Origin of the sequence: Cytobacillus solani (genome assembly GCF_006704205.1) — a bacterium.
Classification (GTDB): domain Bacteria; phylum Bacillota; class Bacilli; order Bacillales; family Cytobacillaceae; genus Cytobacillus; species Cytobacillus solani.
In genome coordinates this window covers 5,135,196-5,151,704 of the sequence record NZ_CP041305.1, presented here as the reverse complement: position 1 = coordinate 5,151,704, position 16,509 = coordinate 5,135,196, and the positions used below count along the sequence as shown (strand labels likewise).

General features: G+C 36.5%; 16 protein-coding genes. 11 read left to right on the top strand and 5 right to left on the bottom strand.

The window, feature by feature from the left end; all coding sequences use genetic code 11:
• Nucleotides 1-74 precede the first annotated feature (74 nt).
• On the bottom strand, nt 75-1,571 hold the full coding sequence (locus FI644_RS25875; protein WP_053475396.1) for an ATP-binding protein: 1,497 nt from the start codon (nt 1,569-1,571) through the stop codon (nt 75-77).
• Nucleotides 1,572-1,776: 205 nt separating this feature from the next.
• Here FI644_RS25875 and FI644_RS25870 point away from each other — a divergent pair, with 205 nt between their 5' ends.
• Both FI644_RS25870 and FI644_RS25865 read left to right on the top strand, forming a co-directional pair.
• Entirely contained in the window at nt 1,777-2,220 is a 444-nt protein-coding gene (locus tag FI644_RS25870; RefSeq protein WP_053475397.1) for a MarR family winged helix-turn-helix transcriptional regulator, read from the top strand.
• Between the two features lie 136 nt (nt 2,221-2,356).
• Nucleotides 2,357-4,051, top strand: coding sequence for a M3 family oligoendopeptidase (locus FI644_RS25865; protein WP_053475398.1), 1,695 nt, complete (start codon nt 2,357-2,359; stop codon nt 4,049-4,051).
• Between the two features lie 46 nt (nt 4,052-4,097).
• Here the strand turns inward: FI644_RS25865 and FI644_RS25860 are convergent, their stop codons facing one another.
• Nucleotides 4,098-6,254 (bottom strand): ATP-dependent Clp protease ATP-binding subunit, encoded by a 2,157-nt coding sequence (locus FI644_RS25860; RefSeq protein ID WP_056683952.1) that lies wholly within the window; start codon nt 6,252-6,254, stop codon nt 4,098-4,100.
• A gap of 172 nt (nt 6,255-6,426) precedes the next feature.
• On the opposite strand from FI644_RS25860, the gene FI644_RS25855 reads away from it, so the two are divergent.
• A complete protein-coding gene (locus FI644_RS25855; protein WP_142108963.1) occupies nt 6,427-7,479 on the top strand; it encodes a YkvI family membrane protein in 1,053 nt (350 codons plus the stop codon).
• 79 nt (nt 7,480-7,558) lie between these two features.
• On the opposite strand, the gene FI644_RS25850 is transcribed toward FI644_RS25855, so the two are convergent.
• Both FI644_RS25850 and FI644_RS25845 read right to left on the bottom strand, forming a co-directional pair.
• Nucleotides 7,559-8,254 (bottom strand): DUF8580 domain-containing lipoprotein, encoded by a 696-nt coding sequence (locus FI644_RS25850; RefSeq protein WP_053475401.1) that lies wholly within the window; start codon nt 8,252-8,254, stop codon nt 7,559-7,561.
• Nucleotides 8,255-8,397: 143 nt separating this feature from the next.
• Nucleotides 8,398-9,009: a CPBP family intramembrane glutamic endopeptidase gene (locus FI644_RS25845; protein ID WP_053475402.1), complete on the bottom strand. Its 612-nt coding sequence runs from the start codon at nt 9,007-9,009 to the stop codon at nt 8,398-8,400.
• Nucleotides 9,010-9,192: 183 nt separating this feature from the next.
• Here FI644_RS25845 and FI644_RS27055 point away from each other — a divergent pair, with 183 nt between their 5' ends.
• Nucleotides 9,193-9,303, top strand: a complete 111-nt coding sequence (locus FI644_RS27055) for a DUF6254 family protein (RefSeq protein WP_231690046.1) — start codon at nt 9,193-9,195, stop codon at nt 9,301-9,303.
• 80 nt (nt 9,304-9,383) lie between these two features.
• Here the strand turns inward: FI644_RS27055 and FI644_RS25840 are convergent, their stop codons facing one another.
• Nucleotides 9,384-9,572 (bottom strand): YkvS family protein, encoded by a 189-nt coding sequence (locus FI644_RS25840; RefSeq protein ID WP_053475403.1) that lies wholly within the window; start codon nt 9,570-9,572, stop codon nt 9,384-9,386.
• 220 nt (nt 9,573-9,792) lie between these two features.
• Here FI644_RS25840 and ykzS point away from each other — a divergent pair, with 220 nt between their 5' ends.
• The 7 genes from ykzS (at nt 9,793) to FI644_RS25805 (ending at nt 16,420) form a co-directional block, all read left to right on the top strand.
• Nucleotides 9,793-9,987, top strand: a complete 195-nt coding sequence (ykzS, locus tag FI644_RS25835; RefSeq protein WP_053475404.1) for a protein YkzS — start codon at nt 9,793-9,795, stop codon at nt 9,985-9,987.
• Between the two features lie 311 nt (nt 9,988-10,298).
• Complete coding sequence (locus FI644_RS25830) at nt 10,299-11,234, top strand: AAA family ATPase (RefSeq protein ID WP_056683958.1); 936 nt, start codon at nt 10,299-10,301, stop codon at nt 11,232-11,234.
• 1 nt (nt 11,235) lies between these two features.
• A complete protein-coding gene (locus FI644_RS25825; RefSeq protein ID WP_053475406.1) occupies nt 11,236-12,432 on the top strand; it encodes a DUF58 domain-containing protein in 1,197 nt (398 codons plus the stop codon).
• Nucleotides 12,429-13,658: a hypothetical protein gene (locus FI644_RS26580; RefSeq protein WP_053475407.1), complete on the top strand. Its 1,230-nt coding sequence runs from the start codon at nt 12,429-12,431 to the stop codon at nt 13,656-13,658. The genes FI644_RS25825 and FI644_RS26580 overlap by 4 nt, the downstream gene beginning before the upstream one ends.
• 130 nt (nt 13,659-13,788) lie before the next feature.
• Nucleotides 13,789-14,055, top strand: a complete 267-nt coding sequence (locus FI644_RS25815) for a phosphocarrier protein HPr (RefSeq protein WP_053475408.1) — start codon at nt 13,789-13,791, stop codon at nt 14,053-14,055.
• The gene (gene ptsP / locus FI644_RS25810) at nt 14,055-15,761 is read left to right on the top strand and encodes a phosphoenolpyruvate--protein phosphotransferase (RefSeq protein WP_142108962.1); all 1,707 of its coding nucleotides are present in this window, start codon (nt 14,055-14,057) and stop codon (nt 15,759-15,761) included. Before FI644_RS25815 ends, ptsP begins: the two co-directional genes overlap by 1 nt.
• A gap of 194 nt (nt 15,762-15,955) precedes the next feature.
• Nucleotides 15,956-16,420, top strand: a complete 465-nt coding sequence (locus tag FI644_RS25805; RefSeq protein WP_053475410.1) for a hypothetical protein — start codon at nt 15,956-15,958, stop codon at nt 16,418-16,420.
• Nucleotides 16,421-16,509: the final 89 nt, after the last annotated feature.

Sequence of the window (16,509 nt, the reverse complement as noted above, 5' to 3'; positions counted from 1 at the left end):
TAAATATAAAATAAAAGTCGATCGTTAAATAAGAAGAAGAGCCAAAAGAATTGGCTCTTCTTCTATGATTATTCCTATTTTTTGAGGGGTAAAAAAATATCAACTTGTGTTCCTATATTCACTTTACTTGTCAGGTGAATTTCTCCGCCAAATGACTGGATGATCCTTTTGCATACGACAAGACCAAGTCCTGTTCCAAACTCCTTGGAAGTGTAGAATGGCTGGAATATTTTTCCGAGAGCTTCATCAGGTATCCCTATTCCAGTGTCGGTTATTTTAATATGGCACTTGTTCGGAAGCTCGATCAGCTTAATTGTTAACAAGCCTCCAGCATGCATTGATTCAAAAGCATTTTTTGTTAAGTTAAGCAAAACTTGCTTTAATTGATCTTTCGTGCAATCAATATGAAGCGGCATATCTGGAATCATTGACTGATATTTAATATTGTTTAAATTTGCTTCAGAAATGATTAATGGTTCTATATCAATGATGATTTTTCGCAAATCCATGATTTCTGTTTTTTGAGCGGTAGGCTTCCCTAAAATAAGGAATTCGCTTACAATCTCATTAATTCGGTTAATTTCATCATTAATAACTGAGAAGTAGTATTGATCTTGCTCATTTGTATATTTTTCACTTAAAAGTTGAACAAGCCCTTTAATCCCTGTTAGCGGATTTCGAATTTCATGTGCTGTACTTGCCGCTAAGGTTCCAACAAGTTCAAGCTTTTGAAGCTCATTTTCCTTTTTCTCTTTTGCTGCTTGCCTTTTAAGCATTAAATACTTAATGAAAAGAAATAGAATATGAAATCCAAAAATGATTTGTATAATGACCATAATTGCATTTTTTATTAGTTCATTCAAGTTTCTTTCCGGTACTTCGACTTTAATATTCCAAGCGACCCGATCTATTGGGATTGAAATTGAGCGATCTTTGGATAGTTCACCGCTACCATCCATATTAATATCCATGATCATAGCCCCATTTGGATTGGTGACAGAAAGCTTAGTGTCAGGAGTTAGTACTCTCATAATATTTTGAACATAATCTACTCGCAAATGTGCGATAAGAATGGAAACTACTTGACCACTTCTGTCTAAAACAGGCTTCCCAATTCCAATGACTTTCTGACCGTTTGTCAGCGTTTCCTGATGATCAGAAATAATAAGATCCTTTGTGCGGTTAATTTCCTTTATGTATTCATTATTAGATAAATTTGTATCCTGTAAAAAGGAGTTAGAGCCAGTAATAACTGTTCCATTCGGATTAAGTAAATAGATCCCGCCATATCGTGGGTCCTTCCAATGGGTTTTGAGCAGAAGCGGCTCGAGTTTTTCTGGTGTTTTTGCTACAGTTTCTGCAGTTATCGCGAGTATATCCAATGAAGTTACGGTTTCAGCAATAAATTGATCCCAGCTTTTTTGATGAATGGATGCAACCCAACGTGCTTGCTCTTTCCTCTCTTGATTATCTAGACCAATTGCTTCATTAAAATAATATAAAAGACTGATAAGTGTTGGAATAATAACAATGATAATGTATAAAAAGAAATTATAATTATGTCTTTTCATTTAATAACCCCATATTGTAATTTTAATACCAGTATAGTATATCATTAATAAGAATTTTTCGTTTTATTTTATCAATATATTGAAAAAAACAATAACTTTTCAAAAAAAGCATTATAAATTGACATGTGCGCTTTGTTTTTTTATAATTTATTTAGAATTCAAGATAATTTAATTCATCATTATAAAAAAAAGGATTTGGATAAAGATGAGTTCTGAACAAGTCAACCAATCATTAAAGTTATTTATTGTACTGTCACGGGCCTATCGTGCAGTAAATGAAAATGTGAACAAGCTTATTCAAACATATGGACTTAATCCAACTGAATTTGCGGTTATGGAGCTTCTTTACCATAAGGGAGATCAGCCGCTGCAGCAAATTGGCGGTAAAATTTTGTTAGCAAGCGGAAGTATTACGTATGTAGTTGATAAGCTTGAACAAAAGGGACTGTTAAAAAGAGTGGCCTGTCCAAAAGATAGACGGGTTACGTATGCTCAAATTACGGAGAAGGGCAAGTCCTTTATTGAGGATGTATTTCCGGATCATGCTAAGCAAATTAATATGCTTATGTCTGAACTTTCGGAGGATGAAAAGGAATCAGTGATTACGATTCTGAAAAAGCTGGGATTATCACAGTCAAACTTTGAATAATAACCAGAGTAAAACACGGTCATCGAATGGCTGTGTTTTTAATTTTTATAATTTTGCAGCCTATTGCAGGAAATTATTTGCGGCTGTCGAAATGCTTTAAGTAGGTTTTTAATTAGAGTAATAAGGGGGCAATCGAATGAGTTTTACTAATTATACATATACTCGTCCTAATATGGATGAGATCAGCAGACAATTTGAAGCAGCGATTAAGAAGTTTAGTGAAGCGTCTTCAGCAGATGCGCAAAATCAAGTAATGAAAGAAATCAATGATATTCGAAATGACGTAGGTACGATGTTCAACCTCTGTTATATTCGCCATTCAATTGATACCAATGATGAGTTTTATAAAGCAGAACAGGATTATATGGATGAAATTCAGCCTGTTATTGAAGGGTTTGTAACAAGATATGCTGAAGAACTAGTTAAATCTGCTTTTCGCTCGGAGTTAGAGGAGAAGTGGGGAAGTCAATTATTTGCTTTGGCTGAAGCACAATTGAAGGCTTTCTCACCAGAAATTGTGCCTTTACTGCAAAAGGAAAATAAACTTTCATCTGATTATACAAAATTAATTGCCTCAGCAAAAATTGATTTTGAAGGGGAAGAACGTACGCTTGCCCAAATGGAACCATTTGCAGAATCTACTGACCGTGATGTAAGAAAGCGAGCAAATGAGGCACGCTTCGGATTTTTAGCCGAAAATGAGAATGAGCTTGACCGAATCTATGATGAGCTAGTAAAAGTCCGTACGGAAATTGCTCAAAAACTAGGGTATGATAATTTCGTTGAGCTTGCCTATTTGCGTATGATGCGCACAGATTATGATGCTTCCATGGTGGCGAAATTCCGCGATCAAGTGAAAGAATTTATTGTGCCAATGGCGACAGCGCTAAAAGAACGTCAAAGAGAGCGTATCGGTTTAGATAAGCTGAAATATTATGATGAAGCCTTTAACTTTAAGACAGGGAATGCTGTACCAAAAGGAAGCCCCGAGTGGATTGTTGAAAATGGACAAACCATGTACGATGAGCTTTCTAAAGAAACTGGAGAATTTTTCTCCTATATGAGAGAAGAGGAATTAATGGACCTTGTTGCGAAAAAGGGCAAGGCTGGCGGGGGCTATTGTACATTTATTGAAAATTACAAAGCACCATTTATTTTCTCGAACTTTAATGGGACTTCTGGAGACATCGATGTTCTTACTCACGAGGCAGGGCATGCCTTCCAGGTATATTCCAGCCGCCATTTTGAAATCCCGGAATACAATTGGCCAACGTATGAGGCATGTGAAATTCATTCAATGAGTATGGAATTCTTTACATGGCCTTGGATGGAAAAGTTCTTTAAAGAGGACACAGAGAAGTATAAATTTTCCCATTTAAGCAGTGCATTACTATTTCTTCCATATGGGGTAGCGGTTGATGAATTCCAGCATTGGGTGTATGAAAATCATACGGCTACACCATCTGAAAGAAAGTCTGCTTGGCGTGAAATTGAGAAGAAATATATGCCGCATAAAGATTATGATGGCAATGAATATTTGGAAAATGGCGGTTTCTGGCAGCGCCAAGCACATATTTATAATTCACCATTCTATTATATTGATTATACGCTGGCCCAAATTTGTGCCTTCCAATTTTGGAAGCGTTCAAGAGATAATCAGGAAGAGGCGTGGAAAGATTATGTCCACCTTTGCAGTTTAGGAGGCAGCAAAGCATTTACAGGCCTTGTAAAAGAAGCAAACTTAATTTCTCCATTTGATGAGGGCTGTGTAGAGTCGGTTGTTGGGGTTATTGAAAGCTGGTTAAACTCGGTGAATGATAAAGAATTATAAAAAAAGGTCTGGGAGTGTTCCCAGACCTTTTCCTTATTTAATATGCTTATGGAAGTAACTGAATCTTTATTTCCCCATCCTGAAGAACGGCATGAAGCGGTTGTTCACCATGATGATCGATAATAAAATCAGCTAATTTATCCTCTAATTGATCTTGAATCACTCTTCTTAATGGGCGAGCCCCAAAGGCAGGGTGATATCCAAGCTCAGCTAGCGTTTCCTTCACATCTTCTGTAACCAAAAGCTGGATGTTTTGTTCGTCCAATGTTCCTTGAAGTTCTTTTAGCATCAGCTCGACAATCTCCAGTAAATGTTCCTTTTCAAGCGATTTAAACTCGATAATGCTGTCAAATCGGTTTAAGAACTCTGGTTTAAAGAAATTTCCTAAGGAGTCTAAAATACTAGCTTCTTTCATTACTTCGCTGTTCATCGCAAATCCGACATGAATTTCCTTGTGCTGAACACCTGCATTGCTTGTCATGATAATGACAGTATCTTTAAAGCTGACTGTTCGGCCTTGGCTATCAGTTAATCTTCCATCCTCAAGAATTTGCAGGAACATATGCTGAACATCTGGATGCGCCTTTTCAATTTCATCTAGAAGAATAATGCTATAAGGATTACGGCGAACCTTTTCTGTCAATTGGCCAGCTTCTTCATGTCCAACATATCCTGGCGGTGAACCAATTATTTTTGAAACACTATGCTTTTCCATATACTCACTCATATCGAGGCGAATCATAGTGTCTTTTGAACCAAATAGTTCTTCTGCAAGTGTTTTTGTCAGCTCAGTTTTCCCGACACCTGTTGGACCAACAAATAGGAAGGATCCAATCGGACGATTTTTTGCTTTTAACCCGGCACGGCTTCTGCGGATTGCCTTTGTTACTTTTTGAACCGCTTCTTGTTGTCCAATTACCTTTTGTGACAGATTTGCCTCAAGATTTTGCATTTTCGCTTGCTCATCATCCATTAGCTTGCCAACAGGAATTCCAGTTTTCTTTTCAATGATTTCCTGAATATGTTTGACTTCAACAACTGGACGTGAGGAATGATCCTTTTTGTTTAAGGCTTTCTCAAGCTTTATTTCTTCTTCACGAAGTTTAGCTGCTTCCTCGTATTTTTCTTCTTTTAAAACAATCTCTTTTTGCTTACTAATTTCATTTAATCGTTCTTCAATTTGTTCGGATGGTGTAGTGTCAGAAATTAGATTAAGCTTAGAGCCTGCTTCATCCATTAGATCAATCGCCTTATCAGGAAGGAACCGATCCTGAATATAGCGGCTGGACAATTGGACACAGGCACGAATGGCCTCATCTGTAAAGGCTACTTCATGATAATCTTCGTATTTTGATTGAAGACCTTTAAGAATGTTTATGGCTTCCTTTTCAGTTGGCTCCTGTACATAGACTGGCTGGAATCGGCGCTCAAGCGCAGGATCTTTCTCAATTTGGCGGTATTCTTTTAAGGTAGTTGCCCCAACAACTTGAAGTTCTCCTCTTGCTAAGGCAGGTTTAAGAATATTTCCGGCATCCATTGATCCTTCGGCAGAGCCCGCGCCTACTAGTAAATGAATTTCATCAATAAAGAGAATAATATTCTTTCTTTCTTGTAATTCACTAATTAATTGTTTCATTCTTTCTTCAAATTGACCGCGAATACCTGTATTTGCAACTAGAGAAGCCACATCAAGCAAATAGACTTCCTTGTTCAATAGTTTTTTCGGTACTTTTCCTTCTGAAATAAGCAGAGCAAGTCCTTCAGCAATTGCTGTTTTCCCAACACCAGGTTCTCCGATTAATACAGGATTATTTTTATTTCTTCTATTTAATATTTCAATTACACGGCTGACTTCCTCGTTCCGCCCGATGACAGGATCAATTAAGCCTGAACCTGCTAGCTGAGTTAAGTTCCGTCCAAATTGATCAATAAAACCTCCAGAGCGCTTATTGTTCTTTTTATTTTCCGTTGAACGCTGATTTTCTATTGAACCTTGAGAAGGCATCATTTGTTGAAAGAAATGTTCAAATGGCATTTGATTGAAGTTTGAAAAGCCGCTCAAATTAGAACCAAAGGAGGTGCCAATCTTAGTTTTTTCTTCTTGATAGCAGCTTTGGCAAAGAAGTAGATTATTCTCTATTCCGTTCATGTTTACTCTAAATTTAATATTGGCTTCGTTTTGCTGACATTTTTGACAAAGCATTTGAAAACCCTCCTATAATATTTGACTTTGACTATATTTGACTTTATGAACTCATTATACTTTGACCTTTTTTGACTTTCAAGTATTTTGTTTTGGAAATGATTTCAAAATGAAAAAGCTCGTCTTAGTTTGATCTTATGTTCATATATTGGTTGGGAAGGAGGAGATTTTAGTGAAAACAAACTGGGGTGCAGCCTGTCAAATTGCTGCCGTCTATGTAGGGACGGTAGTCGGTGCCGGGTTTGCAACTGGTCGGGAAATTGTTGAATTTTTTTCTCGGTTTGGATTTATCGGTTTCATATCAATTTTAATGAGTGGTTATATATTTATTTTTCTCGGTTCGAAGGGAATGAGAATAGCAGCTCGTATTCAGGCAACATCCTATCAGGAATTATATGAATATTTATTTGGAAGGTTCTTTGGTTCAATCATAAATGTACTCATGCTGTTGATGCTGTTAGGTGTATGTGCTGTGATGCTAGCCGGAGCAGGTGCGGTATTTGAGGAGCAATTGGGACTTACGAAGAGTCTAGGAATATTTTTAACGATTGGATTATCCATTATTGTTATGGTCGTTGGGATTAAAGGCTTGTTTGCAGTCAATACGTTTGTTGTTCCAATGATGATAGCGTTTAGTTTTTTTCTTATGATTCTCTCAATGAAGCTTCCTAACTTTATGGAACAGCTATTATTTATCCCCTTTGCTGAAGATGGCTGGAAAGCAGTTGTTGCTCCTTTTTCATATGCTGCCCTTAATTTAACATTAGCCCAAGCTGTTTTAGTGCCGGTAGCAGCAGAAATAAAGGATGATCGGACCATTAAGTGGGGAGGAATTCTTGGAGGGGGAGCTTTAACGATCATTCTTATTTCAACTCATATGACATTAGTGATGCTCCCGAATCTTGAAAGCTACGATATTCCGATGGGAGTCATAATGAGGACGGCTGCTTCTTCATTTTTCTGGATTTATGTATTAATTATATATGGGGAAATATTTACATCGGTTATTGGGAATGTGTTTGGGGTTGAACGGCAGGTGAGAAAGTATATATCAATTCCGAGTATTGTCACAGTTATGATTATATTTGTCATTTGCTATTTCATCAGTTTTATTAATTATGGGACATTACTATCTTACTTGTATCCTCTTTTCGGTTATATAAGCATTATTTTTATTGTTTTATTATGGATGAAGCCTTTTGAAGAAAATAAAGACCCGAAATAGTTCGGGTCTTTATCCTAAAGTGTCTAGCGTGAGCAGCCTACCCCCGACGTAGGTGTGATCGAGGTGCTTGCACATTTCTTTATTCAGCTTTACCTGCGGCAATTGTTTTACCCATTTGCAGGAAAGCATCTTTGTAATCTGAATCTTTTTTCGTGAAAATCGTAAATTTAAAAGGCTTCTCTACGTTTTTAATCATATATGCTGTAACGATATCCTCATCCGTTGAAGTTTCCATTGCGATCGAATCCTTAAAGAAATCTTCACTTGGCACTTCAATGGTTTCTACTTCTTCGTTGACTGCAGCAAGCTGTGCTTTTGTGTTTTCAACAATTGTGTCCCATTGCATATCAGTTGGGAGCATTTCTATTCTCATAAATACTTGCCCATCTTCAGATAAATATAGGCTATCTTTATTAGGCTCCTCTGCAGTTAGTTCATATCCAGGAAGCACATATAATGAATAATTCTGATTATCGCTTTCCTTTAGAATAGCAGTTTCTTCTTTCTTTTCACCATTCTCCTGGTATTGAAGCTTTTGTTCGGAGCTTCTGGAACTTACATCTTCATTATTTTCATCTAAGCCTGATTCAGCATTTTGGTTTTCGTCTGATTCATTATTATTTGTTGCTTGATTTTCATTTTGCTCAACCTGTTCAACGTCTTCGGTTGAGGTAGCTCCATTTGATCCGTTGTTATTGTCCTCACTTGTCCCGCATCCAGTAAGAATGACCCCAAGTATACCTGTTAAAAGAAACCATTTTGCAATTATTTTCATCTTGTTTACCTCCCGTTGTGACAATTCAATCTTTCAAAAGAGTAGACTTAAAATGTAACAAAAGAGTTACAATGCTTGTCCCCCTATGATTCATACATTAACATTCCTGCATTTATTCAACAACCTATTTTCATAAATAAGTACTAATAGAACGGAAAAATGAGAAATAATAGTAAATCAAATAGTAAGTGGGAAACAATAACGAGCGGCATGCTCTTCTTCCATGAATATAGAAAGCCCCAATAAATCCCTGCAATGAAAGCTGCGAATGCGAGTATCCAGTGTGTGGAGTATAAATGAACAGACGCATAAAGTATGGATGACAGGAAAATACCAGCAGGAATCGATGTAAATTTCAAAAGTCTTTTTTGGACAAAACCTCGCCAAAAAATTTCCTCTCCGGGTACAGCAATTAATATGAGAACAATGTAATGCCAAAGCAAAGTAGGTGAATATCGTCCATATAATTTAGAAATTTCTTTTGTAAAAGGGAGATTCAGCAGCTCAAATAAGCTGTTCCCAACCCAAAATATACCGTATAGAAGAATTCCTGATAGGGCTCCATATAAAATATAGGAAAAAAATGACAATTGATCCTCTACTTCTTCATTTAAAATGGAATAACTTATTAAAAACAAAAGTGACGCTGTGAAAATATACCAAAATACAGCTTTGTCTTGAAAAGTAAAATACATTAATACATGTGCTAATAGTAACCCGATTATAAGTCGAAAATCGGTTGTAAGTTTCTTCAACCGTACAAACCCCTTTCTAATACTCCTCCTGTGCAAGTTAGAACCTCTATTTTTCTGTGTTAACATTCCTATTTTAACAAAAAGAAAACTTGAAATGGAAGGGAAAAGGTCATTCGTGAAATTTCCAACATTAAAATGGTCAAAAAATGTTCATCCTATTAATGAATTGAAAGGGGTGAGAACGTGACGAGAAATAAACGTGAAAAAGAACGTGCTTGGACAGTAAGAAAGCAAGAACAAAACCCTCATGGGAAGGTAAAATCTTTAAAAGAGCTTTCTCGTGATAAGGAGTAGATTGCAAAGCTTGCTATAAAAAATAAAAAGCAGCGTAATGCTGCTTTTTATTAGAATTTTGTATGCGTTTTCAAACCATTTTACAAAGAAGCCTCTTTAATTACTTTATAGTTTTTATGATTAACGACCGTTCGTTGTTCCAGTTCAAGATCGCGGTAATTATCCATATAGGATAAATCGACAATAACAGAATTTTCGTTTACCTTCTCGACAATCCCTTGTAAACCTTCACGAAATTCAATGATGTTGCCAACCTCTGCTCTCTTCAAATGCCTCTCTCCTTTTCATCATTAGTTCAATAAAATGATTACTAACAGTTTGCACTAATTTTATTCATTCGTAAAGAATAATGTGTTTTTTTGTATTATTTTTCAAAATCCTGACAAAATTTTGCTCATACGGAAGATATTAATTTCAAGAAAGAGGGGTTACACGTTAATGAAATTGCGATAAAATGAAGTGTAAATATATATGTAAAGGTGTATAGAAATGAAAGAAGAACACATACAAGAAGTATTGGATAAATTAAAGAACGGTGAGCTGACGGAATACTATGTTTCTAAGGAGGATTTTCTTCCTGTTCGAAATGTGCTTGTTAAACGGGCAGATTTTAAAAATTTCAGGGGAATCGCTAAAAGGGGTGGAGCTGTCCTCTATAGATATATGGAAACACCGCGGAGTTAATAAGTTGTTCTAATGGAAAAGACACTGCCAGCAGATTATGATGCTATCTTTAGCCGTCATGATCATTATAGGAAATGAAGCATTGGCTGTTGTTACTGCAATTGGTGCAACATTAACTAGATTAGGTATATTGGCGTTTGTTTGAAATATATGAAGAATTGGAAAGTATAAAAAGGAGAGAGCACCTAGGATTTTTATCTAGGTGTTCTCCTTTTTTTTCCTATCGTAAATAATTGTATTTTTAATTTTCAAAAAAGGAGAAAATACTATATATTAATGTTAGTGGAAAAATAATCCTACTAGGAGGGACTATGAAAGACTTAGAAAATCTTCAAGCGGAAATTAGAAAGGTAATGATAGGAAAAGAAAAAGAGGTTGAACTTTTTGTTATTTCATTATTATTTAACGGTCATATTTTAATGGAAAGTGTACCTGGAACCGGAAAAACAATGCTGGCTAAAACATTTGCGAACACAATGAATGGGGCATTTTCAAGAATTCAATTTACACCAGATGTATTGCCAAGTGATGTAACTGGAATCCAATTTTTTAATCCAAAGAAACAGGAATTTGAATTTAAACCCGGTCCGATTATTGCTAATGTTGTCCTTGCGGATGAAATCAACCGGGCTACTCCAAGAACACAATCGAGTTTGCTTGAGGTGATGGAGGAAAAGCAAGTGACTATTGATGGACATACGATCCCTGTTTCTGATCCATTTATGGTTATAGCAACACAAAACCCCGTTGAATCACAGCAAGGGACATTTCCACTGCCGGTCGCCCAATTGGACCGTTTCTTTATGAAGCTATCGATGAGATATCCAACCTTTGAGGAAGAGCGGGAAATGCTCCAAATCTCTAGGAGGGGGAATCAAGCTAAAGAGGTGTCGGCAATAGTAACAAGTGTCGACATTGAAAAAATGAGAAACCAAGTAAAAGAAATTAGCGTAAATGATGAGGTTGAATCCTATTTACTTCAGATTGTAAGAAAGACGAGAGAACATCCTTCGATTGAATTAGGTGTCAGTCCGAGAGGAGCATTAGCCTTAATGAAGGCAGCTCAGGGAAAAGCATTTTTAGAAGGAAGGACATATGTGATACCCAATGACATTAAAGAGATGATTCCATATGTTTTAAGCCATAGGATTTTCTTAACGACTGAAGGGTCACTGACAAAAACGCCTGAAAAAGTTCTTGAAGAAGTGATTGAATCAGTCCCAGTTCCAGTTGAAGCAGGAGCTTAATATGGAATGGGAAAAATATTCAGTAGAAGATAATTCTTTATCGATTACAGGGGTATTGGCCACAATTTTATTTTTTGCTAGTTTCTATTTTCAATCCTGGCTTGTTTTCTTAACCGCGGTAATGATATTGATTTTCATCTTTGCTAATTCATTTTATTTAAAACATATAGGTAAACATCTTTATTTTGAAAATACGTTACAGAGAAATAAATTTTTCCCGGAAGAAAAAGGGGAGTGGGTGTTAACGTTTGCAAATAAAGGATATCCAATTATGAAAGGGAATGTACGTATTTATTTTGATGATAATGTCGAACCAATAGATGGATTTGGGCAGAAGAGGTCCGGACAATTTGAGTTAAATATCCCTTTTTCACTGAATTATAATCAGATTAGTACGCTTAAGATTCCTTTTACAACGAGAAAAAGAGGAGTTGCGAAGATTAGAAGAATCGAATGGCATATCCCGCATTTTTTCGGTCTTGGAGAAACGGTTTTGGAATATAAGAGCTTAGTCATGCAAGAGGCTCTCATTTATCCATTGCCAATCCCGGTCATAAATATGCGTTCATTCCTTTCCGCTCGTCCTGGGGAATCATTTGTTTCACATTCTTTATATGAGGATTACTTATCACCTGCTGGTACGAGAGAGTATGTATATTCTGATAGCTTCAAAAGAATCAATTGGAAGGCAAGTGCGAAAATGCAAACATTGCAGACAAAAGTTTTTGATAGTGTTGCAGAGGTGGGCTGGCATTTGTCGCTTAACTTAGCAGATAAACACGCGATTACGAATAAGCTCGAACAATTATTAAGCAGTGTGGCAGAATTGGCTTATTTTTTTACGAAGCAAAATATCCCGTATTCTCTTTGTATTAATATGCGATTCGCAGGGACAATCCCTTTTTACTATATTCCTGCTGGCTCAGGCAAAGAGCAGCTGCAAAAAGTTCTTGAGGCGCTGGCAATAGTTGATCAACAACCATCTATTTATCCTTATGAAAAAATGCTGTCTTTTTATTATCATCACTTGGCCCCCCAGCCTTATCATATTCACGGGGGGGAAAGTTCACCCCGTTCGGAGGAATTATTCAGCTTAATCCAAAAAAGAGGAGCAACCCTGTTAGAGCTTTATCCGAATGACAAGGATGCGGTGCTTAAGTTAAAGCAATCCCTAGTGTATGAGGGGGTGGCGAGATGATAAAGAGCATTTGGAATGTAATGTACTTACTTATTATCGAAATTATTTTTGGTGCACTTGTCTTTTTTGCGTTAAATGCTTTAGATGGAAATAAAGTGTCGCTTCTTTTCTATTTTATTATCATGATCACCAGTTGCCTTGTTTTTCTCTTTTTGCTGGAAATGTTTAAAGAGAGGGGAAAGCTGCTATTTTTTGTTCTTTTGTTACCTGCTATGTTAATCGTGTGGCATTCCCTGGGGGTTCCCATCTTTTTTAGCCTTCTCATTAGTTTCTTAGTGTTTTGGCGGACAATATCCCATGTGAATGAACAAGATAAACAAAATCAGGGAAAATGGTTATTATTTTCAATTCTCCTTGGGGTATTTATCCTTTTTATGGGGGGAGCGTCTTCTCCTGCAAACATAGCAGCCATTGGTGGTTTGATGATCACTCAAGTATTATTTATTATCATCGGTGGATTTCTAAGGCGCTGGCTTGATGTAGATACGAAAATTAAAAACAAAAAGCAATTTTTTCTCCCCTTCTTATCGATTATCTTATTTATAGGGACAGCCGGATTACTTATTACCGTTGGGAGAAATGTATTTAAAGCACTATTTTTTTCAGTGCTAAATCTAGGAGTTTATATCATTACGTTCATTGCAAAGCCTTTTTTTAACTGGGCGGAATCACAGGACTGGTCGAAAAAGATTGCCGAGCTGATAGACAGCGAAGAACAAGAAGCATCAGAAGAAACACCTATTGAGCTGGATGAACTAGGGCAGAATGCTTTTCTAGATCCTACAGTTATTGCAACCATTCTTTTTATTGCTATCCTTCTATTCTTCTTTTTCTATATTTATAAAAGGAATAGGAAGAAAATAAACGAGGGTGACATGGGTCCAGTTGCTGGTTTTTTTACTGAGAGTTCTTTTATGAAAGACAGGACAGGTATTTTTCAAAATAGGAAGAGAATCCCGCCGACAGATTCGATTCGTAAAGAAATATTTGCTCTTGAACGTTTTGCTAAAAAGCTGAATTTAGGAAGGCAATCATATGAATCACTATCGGAATGGATGAATCGAGTCGGAATGCTTGATACGAGTGACATCATTTCTGTTTATGAAAAAGTGAGGTATGGTGGTTTTCATTATACAAAGCAGGAAGAAACACACTTTCTCAAGAGAATCGAAGAGAAGAAACGCGAGTTAAAAGAAATTAGAAAAACCTCTAAGAAACCTATATAAACATAGGAAGTGTATTACGTGTGAGATTTTTTATACATGAAATAACAATCATTGGAAAAAATAATACGTGAAGTATGGATATATGTGTACATACACGTATCCATAAAGAAGAAAAGGAGTTTGATCGAAAATGGTTGAAAAACAATTTACTGTAACAGCAGATACTGGTATTCATGCTCGTCCAGCAACATTATTAGTACAGACAGCAAGTAAGTTTAATGCTGATATACATTTAGAATATAAAGGGAAAACTGTTAATTTAAAATCAATAATGGGTGTTATGTCTCTCGGTATCGGTCAAGGTGGAGAAATCAAGATTTCTGCTGATGGCAGTGATGAGCAGGAGGCGATTGCCGGCATAGAAGAAACATTGAAAAAAGAAGGATTGGCAGAATAATGAGCTTCTTAAATGGAATAGCTGCTTCAAGTGGAATTGCCATTGCAAAAGCCTATCGATTAGTCGAACCGGATCTGTCTTTTGAGAAAAAAAACATTAAAGATTCTACAGAGGAAATTGCACGCTTTCAATCAGCTCTATCAGCTTCTAAAAGTGAACTGGAAGTTATCCGTGATAATGCACTTAAAAAACTAGGTGCAGATAAAGCTGCAATTTTTGACGCACATTTACTCGTATTGAGTGACCCAGAGCTTATACATCCAATTGAAGATAAAATAAAAAATGAGCAAGTAAATGCTGAGTATGCGTTAAAAGAAACGGCAGATATGTTTGTGATGATGTTTGAACAAATGGAAAATGAATACATGAAGGAACGGGCGGCAGATATTCGTGATGTAACAAAGAGGGTGCTTTCTCATTTACTTGGTGTTCAAATAGTTAATCCAAGTTTGATCGCAGAGGAGGTTATCATCATTGCTGAAGATCTAACGCCATCTGATACAGCTCAGTTAAATAGACAATTTGTCAAAGGATTTGCTACCGATATAGGAGGAAGAACATCTCACTCAGCTATTATGGCACGTTCTTTAGAAATCCCTGCTGTAGTAGGTACGAAGGAATCTACAAAAGTCATTCAAAATGGGGACTTACTTATAGTAGATGGATTAAAAGGGCTTGTTCATATTAATCCGACACCTGAGGCAGTTGTTGAATATGAGAAAGAATTAAGAAATCATGAGATTCAGAAAACAGAGTGGGCGAAACTTATTCATGAAAAATCGTTCACGGCTGATCAATCCTTTGTTGAACTTGCCGCCAATATTGGAACGCCTAATGATCTTGAAGGTGTAATTAATAATGGCGGGGAGGGTATCGGACTTTATCGAACTGAATTTTTATATATGGGGAGAAGTCAGCTGCCGACGGAAGAAGAACAGTTTGAGTCGTATAAGTCAGTATTAGAAGGGATGTCCGGAAAACCTGTAGTTGTTCGAACACTTGATATTGGCGGAGACAAAAAACTGCCTTACTTAAACCTTCCTGAAGAACTGAATCCTTTCTTAGGTTTTCGTGCTATTCGTTTATGCTTGGAGCAGCAGGACATGTTCCGTACCCAATTGCGAGCATTGCTACGAGCAAGTTCATATGGCAATTTAAAAATTATGTTTCCGATGATTGCAACCCTTGAAGAATTTCGTGAAGGAAAATCCATTTTAGAAGAAGAGAAGCAGAAGTTAGTAAGTGAAGGGGAGAAGGTCAGTGATCATATTGAGGTTGGCATTATGGTTGAAATTCCCTCAACTGCTGTATTAGCCGACCAATTTGCAAAGGAAGTTGACTTCTTTAGCATTGGAACGAATGATTTAATTCAATATACAATGGCTGCTGATCGGATGAATGAAAGGGTCTCCTATTTATATCAGCCATACAATCCGTCAATATTGCGTTTAATTAAAATGGTTATTGATGCTGCTCATCAGGAAGGAAAATGGGCTGGTATGTGTGGGGAGATGGCTGGTGATGAAATGGCTATCCCGTTGTTATTAGGACTCGGACTAGATGAGTTTTCAATGAGCGCTACTTCCATATTAAAGGCACGTTCGCAAATTCGGAATCTAAATAAAAAAGAGATGGAAAAGCTTGCTGCAGATGCTTTAAAAATGAAAACAGCTGATGAGGTTTTACGTGCTGTGAAAAAAATTTAATAATTAGTTTATTTTTAGGTTTAATGATTTAAAAAACCGGGTATTGATTAAATAAGCACTTATATTGAACATGTAAGCTGCTCTAACAATTTCCCCCTTTTTAAACTGACTCATAAAAGTCAGTTTATTTTTTTGTGATTTTCAGGTTTATCTATCATCTGAAAAGGAAAAGGTAGGAAAAAGGAGGAGAATACATGAGCAGAAAAGCGGTTCGCTATCTTCAATTGATCTTCATCTCATTTTCGCTTGCGATTACGGGCTGTTCAATTAGCAGTCAGGATTCGATTGTAAATAGTCATGCAGAAGCTTTTTTGACTAAAAATAATGAACTGCAATTTCGGTTTAAGATTAATGAAAAAATTTTAAATGGCAAAGAAGTTTACAAAGTAAAGGTTTCGATTCATAATGACCGACTTGCATCAGCATTAGGCATGAGCGAAATCGTGTATGGTGCAAGTGCTAACTTAAAGGGTGAGTACATCGAAGTCGATAATAAAAATAATTTTATCTTTATGACCCCTATTCCTTTAATAAAGGATTTGCATGTTTATGAAATTGAAGAGATGATAATCAGTAAAGATGCGGTGTCAGTGGAGGTATATAATGATGAGGAAGTTTTCGCAAAGGCTTTTTTAACAAATTTTTCTTCACAGTTGTAGTGTTTAATTCAATACATAAGGAAATACTAAAAAAGCGCATGAAATATGGAGAAGGACTAGGCTGCTTGCCTAGTCTTTTTTTGATGCAA